Here is a 5,514-nt window from a genome sequence, read left to right as displayed (position 1 = left end):
ATCATAAAACAGGAGATGCTCTCCAAAGGGGGAGAAGCAGCCGTATCCAAAGACGCCCTCTACGGCGAGGGCCATACTGATGTCTTAATAATGGGCACGGTCAAACAGTACCGGCTCTTAATCAAAAAGTTGAAATTACAGCCTCTGGGGCTCAAGCAGGTAGCCGGGGAAATAGAGAACCTCTTGAAAAACCTGGAACCTGCGGCCAGACGGGTGGATTTATGCCACGGTAAAAGCCTGCAATTCGGAGAGCGAACCTTCATAATGGGGATTCTCAACCTGACTCCGGATTCATTTTCAGATGGCGGACGCTACACCGAGCTGGATCAAGCTTTGCGGCACGCCTGCGAGATGCGGGAACAGGGTGCGGATATCATTGATATCGGAGGGGCTTCAACCCGGCCCCAGGCAGAGATTGTGGGAGAGCAAGAGGAACTTAACCGGGTGCTCCCGGTGGTCAGGCGATTGGCTCATGAAGATATGATACTATCCGTTGACACCTTTAGGAGCAAAGTGGCGGCGGCCTGCCTGGACGCCGGCGCCCATATGATCAATAATATTGGCGGGCTGCAGCTTGATCGTGGATTGATGCCCAGTCTGGTGGAAAGAAAAGCCCCGGTAGTATTAATGCACAACCGGCTGCATATCGATACCGGCAAGCCGTACCAGGATTTGATAGCTGACATAATCAATGAACTGGATATAATGATTAAAGACACCGTCGCTGCCGGCTTGCCGGCAGAAAAGATAATTATAGATCCCGGGCTGGGTTTTGGAAAGACCCCGGCGGAGAACCGCTTATTGATGAAGCGTCTGGCGACTTTCAAAGGCCTGGGGAAACCGATTCTCATAGGGGCATCGCGCAAAAGGTTTATCGGCCGGACTCTGGATGTGGAGGTTGATCAACGGCTTGAGGGCAGTTTGGCCGTTTTAGCTATAGGAATTTTGAACGGTGCTGATATAATTAGGGTACATGACGTTAAAGAAAGCTATCGCGTGGCCAGGATGACGGACGCGATTAAGAACGAAAATGGATAGGATCATTATGAAGGGGCTGAGCTTCTTTGGCCGTCACGGGCTTTTGCCCGGCGAAAAGGACAAGCCGCAGCTCTTTAAAGTTGATTTGGTTTTATTTCACGACTTGAAGACAGCCGGCCGCCAGGACGACATTGCAGCTACGGTGGATTATGGGAAGGTATTCCATGAGGTACGGCAGATTGTGGAAGAAACCTCCTATAACCTGATCGAAGCCCTGGCCGAAGAGGTCAGCTGCCGGGTATTGCTGGGCTTTCCGTTGCTGTCTGCGATAGAAACCACTGTATATAAACCACAAGCCCCTATCGAGGGTGAGTTCGACTATGTGGCAGTGCAGATTTACCGCTGCCGGGAAGATGTGGTTTCAACCTCCCGGGGGGATCATAATGGCTGAGGCTTATATCGGCCTGGGTTCCAATTGGGGAGATCGTGTGGCCAATGTTGACAGAGGCGTGGAGGAGATTGCCGCTTTGCCGGATACCAGGGTAACGGCGGTATCATCGCATTATTTGACTCCACCCTGGGGCAAGACCGACCAGGCTGAGTTTGTAAACCAGGTTATTTCTATAGACACCGGGTTGGGGCCGCTGGCCTTACTGGAGAACCTTAAACAAATTGAAATTAAAATGGGCCGCCAGGCTGGAGAGAAATGGGGCCCACGGGTGATAGATCTGGATATTCTGTGGTACGGAGGCGAACAGATTCATTTACCACAACTGCACATACCCCATCCGTACCTGCGCGAGAGGTTGTTTGTCCTCATCCCGCTGGAAGAAGTGAACTCGGAATTAATTCTTCCTGAAGACGGGATGACGGTTAAGGAGGTGCTGACTAGAGTCTTAGGGCGAGAAGATTGTGAAATCAAGAAAATGGAATAGGGGATCTCCCGCCGATATCCTTTTCAAGTCCGCTTGTATCCATTATTGGACCGAGACGGCGCGATTTTAGTGGCAGTTGCCTGCCGTAATCCTGAGGAGGTTAGGGAATGACAAATAAAGTCGGCATCATCGGTTTGGGAGTCGTAGGAACGGCTGTTGGGGTGGTACTCAGCAACAAGGGATATGAGATTACGGGTGTTTATGACAAGTTATCCGAATCTACAAAAGTACTTGTGGACCGGATTGGCTGTACCACCTGTTCATCACCTCAAGAAGTTTCTCGCTCAGCAGATATTTTGTTTATAACCACATCAGACATGGCCATAAAGGATGTAGCGGACGAATTGGCGGAAAGCGGCGCTTTTCATAGCGGTCAAGTGGTGATTCACATGAGTGGGTCCCAGACCTCGCAATTATTAGATGGAGCCAGGGCTTTCGGCGCATTTGTATTGTCGATACATCCTTTGCAGTCTTTTGCTGGTGTTGATAGGGCAATTGCCAACCTTCCCGGATCAATATTCAGCATCGAAGGGGATCACGAAGCATATGCTGCCGGCCGCGCCATCGTAGCCGCTCTGGGAGGAGAGTATTTTATCATTGACAGTACCGCCAAGGTCTTGTACCATGCCGGGGCCTGTACGGTTTCCAATTATCTGGTCACAGTAGTCGATTTTGGAATACGCTTGCTTGAATCAGCTGGTATTCCGGGCCCACAAGCCGGCAGAGCATTGTTGCCGTTGATTCAGGGCAGCATCAATAATATCCGTGACGTTGGCATACCCCGGGCTTTAACCGGCCCCATTGCCAGAGGGGATATAGAAACGGTTGTTCATCACCTCGAGGGACTGGAGGACAAAATGCGTGATGACAAGCTTTTATATGCCTGTTTAGGTCTGTATACTACCTCCATTGCGCTCGCCAAAGGCACCATCGGTGCCGAACAGGCGGCTGAGTTTAAAGAGATCCTCAGTAACGTGATCAAAGGAGAACAATAACGTTGTGCGGTGCCTAAAAAGGAGCGTGGGATTATGGCTAAAATTACCACAGCAGTACTCAAAGAGATGAAAACCAGGCAAGAGAAGATTGCCATGTTGACCGGATATGATTATTCAATGGCAGGGATGATAGATCAAGCCGGAATCGATATGATTTTGGTGGGAGACTCGCTGGGGAACGTGATGTTGGGTTATTCCACCACCCTGCCGGTGACCATGGATGACATGGTACATCATACCCGGGCGGTGTCCAGAGCGGCCCAAAATGCCATGGTGGTTGCAGATATGCCATTTCTGTCTTATCACATTGCCATCCCCGAAGCGGTGCGCAACGCCGGACGCCTGATCCAGGAAGGAGGCGCGCATGCGGTTAAAATCGAAGGAGGGGTGGAAAGGGTTGATACTATTAAAGCCATCCTGGATGCCCAGATCCCGGTTCAAGGCCACATCGGGCTGACTCCCCAGTCAGTAAACCAGTTTGGCGGGTTCAAAGTACAGGGCAAGGACCTGGAAACAGCCCAAAAATTGATCGAGGATGCTAAAGCCCTGGATGAGGCCGGGGTATTCTCCATGGTTATGGAGTGTGTGCCATCCGAATTGGCGCGGCGCATCACTGCGGAAGTGTCGTGCCCAACCATTGGAATTGGAGCTGGCCCCTATTGCGATGGACAGGTTCTGGTTATCAACGATATGCTGGGAATGTTCCACGGTCATATTCCCAAGTTTGTCAAGAAATTCGCCAACCTGCAACCACTCATTACGGAAGCCTTGAAGCAATATAAAGAAGAAGTCATGGCCGGAACCTTTCCCGCTCCGGAGCATTGTTTCACTATAAAAGATGAAGTCTTAGAAAAGCTTTATTAACCGAAAAACTGCGTGTTTTGCACTTCGCAGAATCTGGGAGGTTGGGAGAAAAAATGCTGATATTGGACCGCGTTGGATCAGCTCAAGAATGGTGTATGGCGCAAAAAAAGGCCGGCAACACCATTGGACTGGTTCCGACTATGGGGTATCTTCATGAGGGCCATCTTTCTCTGGTAGAACAGGCCCGTAGTAAGTGCGATATAGTAGTCGTCAGTATATTCGTCAATCCCATACAGTTTGGCGTGGGAGAGGATTTCGAAACTTATCCTAGAGATCTCAGCCGGGATCAGGATTTATTGGAGGAAAAGCATGTTGACGCTTTATTTGCGCCTTCAATAAGCGAAATGTATCCTCCGGGATACCGTACCTTTGTAGAGGTTGGCGGCGAGATCACCGCAAAACTGTGCGGCGCGTCAAGACCCGGCCATTTTAAAGGGGTGACTACAGTAGTATCCAAGTTGTTTAATATATGCGTTCCTGATAAGGCCTTTTTTGGCCAAAAAGACGCTCAGCAGGTCATGGTCATAGAAAAAATGGTTCGCGAACTCAACTTTCCTTTAGAAATAGTCAGAGTTCCCATTGTACGAGAGGAAGATGGCCTGGCCAAAAGCTCCAGGAATGTATATTTAGATGCCGAGCAGCGCCAGCAGGCACTGGTGTTGAGCAGGGCTTTAAAAGAAGCACATAGCCGGATCGAACGAGGGGAACGAGATGTAGCCAGATTAAAAGAAATTATGCGCGAAGTGATTGCAGCCAGCCCTCAGGCGATTATTGATTACGTTGAGATTTACGATGCTGCCGATCTGGGCGATGTTGATCAAGTAGACAGAAAAATACTTATGGCCCTGGCAGTGAAATTCGGTAGTACGAGATTAATTGATAACCGGTTGGTGGAGGTGTAATCATGTTTCGCAGTATGCTCAAGTCGAAAATTCACCGGGCTGTGGTGACAGAAGCTAATTTGAACTATATCGGATCAATTACCATCGATGAGGACCTGATAGAGGCCGCCGACATCCTGGAAAACGAGAAGGTCACCATCGTCAATATCAATAACGGTGAACGATTTGATACCTATGTTATCGCCGGCCCGCGGGGGTCGGGCGTGATGTGTTTGAACGGCGCTGCCGCAAGGCTGGTGCATACAGGTGATATAATCATCATACTGACCTATTGCCAGCTTTCTCAGGAGGAGTGCCAACAGCACAAACCGACCGTGATTTTTGTAGATGAGCACAACAAAATTCAGCCGATGAGTAATTAGAGATAGAAGGGATGGTTATGCAGACATCCGCGCAGTGGCGGGAGAGCATTGCACGGTTAAAAAAAATTAGGGGGGCTGTGATTTTAGCCCATTATTATCAGTTGCCGGAGATTCAGGAAGCAGCCGATTTTGTCGGGGATTCTTTAAACCTGGCCAGGCAAGCGGCTCTGACTCAGGCGGAGGTAATTGTATTTTGCGGGGTTCATTTCATGGCGGAAAGCGCCAAGATTCTGAGCCCCGACAAGACCGTCTTACTGCCGGCGGCTGAAGCCGGCTGTCCGATGGCGGATATGGTAACAGCCGAAGAGATCAGGGCATTAAAGCAAGAACACCCCGGAGCCATGGTGGTCAGTTATGTCAATTCCTCGGCTGAAGTGAAGGCCGAAAGCGATCTGTGCTGCACGTCCTCCAACGCCCTGGCAGTAGTGCAGAGTATCCCCCGGGACCGGGAGATCATCTTTGTGCCGGACCGCAACCT

The 5,514-nt window shown here is 50.2% G+C and carries 8 protein-coding genes; all 8 read left to right on the top strand.

What is annotated here, in order from left to right; genetic code table 11:
• Positions 1 to 1,038 (top strand): dihydropteroate synthase (folP, locus tag B3W37_RS16060; RefSeq protein ID WP_483176427.1); only part of this gene is annotated, 1,038 nt, incomplete at its 5' end.
• Positions 1,039 to 1,045: 7 nt separating this feature from the next.
• A complete protein-coding gene (folB, locus tag B3W37_RS16055) occupies positions 1,046 to 1,429 on the top strand; it encodes a dihydroneopterin aldolase (RefSeq protein ID WP_483176426.1) in 384 nt (127 codons plus the stop codon).
• Complete coding sequence (folK, locus tag B3W37_RS16050; protein WP_483176425.1) at positions 1,422 to 1,913, top strand: 2-amino-4-hydroxy-6-hydroxymethyldihydropteridine diphosphokinase; 492 nt, start codon at positions 1,422 to 1,424, stop codon at positions 1,911 to 1,913. The genes folB and folK overlap by 8 nt, the downstream gene beginning before the upstream one ends.
• A 107-nt stretch (positions 1,914 to 2,020) precedes the next feature.
• Entirely contained in the window at positions 2,021 to 2,908 is an 888-nt protein-coding gene (locus tag B3W37_RS16045; RefSeq protein ID WP_483169559.1) for a Rossmann-like and DUF2520 domain-containing protein, read from the top strand.
• A gap of 33 nt (positions 2,909 to 2,941) precedes the next feature.
• On the top strand, positions 2,942 to 3,772 hold the full coding sequence (gene panB, locus B3W37_RS16040) for a 3-methyl-2-oxobutanoate hydroxymethyltransferase (RefSeq protein ID WP_483169561.1): 831 nt from the start codon (positions 2,942 to 2,944) through the stop codon (positions 3,770 to 3,772).
• Positions 3,773 to 3,825: 53 nt separating this feature from the next.
• The gene (gene panC, locus B3W37_RS16035; RefSeq protein ID WP_483176424.1) at positions 3,826 to 4,674 is read left to right on the top strand and encodes a pantoate--beta-alanine ligase; all 849 of its coding nucleotides are present in this window, start codon (positions 3,826 to 3,828) and stop codon (positions 4,672 to 4,674) included.
• A gap of 2 nt (positions 4,675 to 4,676) precedes the next feature.
• Positions 4,677 to 5,036 carry an aspartate 1-decarboxylase gene (gene panD / locus B3W37_RS16030; RefSeq protein ID WP_483176423.1) on the top strand — a complete coding sequence of 120 codons (360 nt, stop codon included), beginning with the start codon at positions 4,677 to 4,679 and terminating at the stop codon, positions 5,034 to 5,036.
• Positions 5,037 to 5,053: 17 nt separating this feature from the next.
• On the top strand, positions 5,054 to 5,514 hold a 461-nt coding region (locus B3W37_RS16025), incomplete at its 3' end, for a quinolinate synthase (protein WP_483176422.1).

The sequence above is a fragment of the Syntrophomonas sp. UBA5494 genome, assembly GCF_002426325.1.
This window is presented reverse-complemented; position numbering and strand designations above follow the sequence as displayed.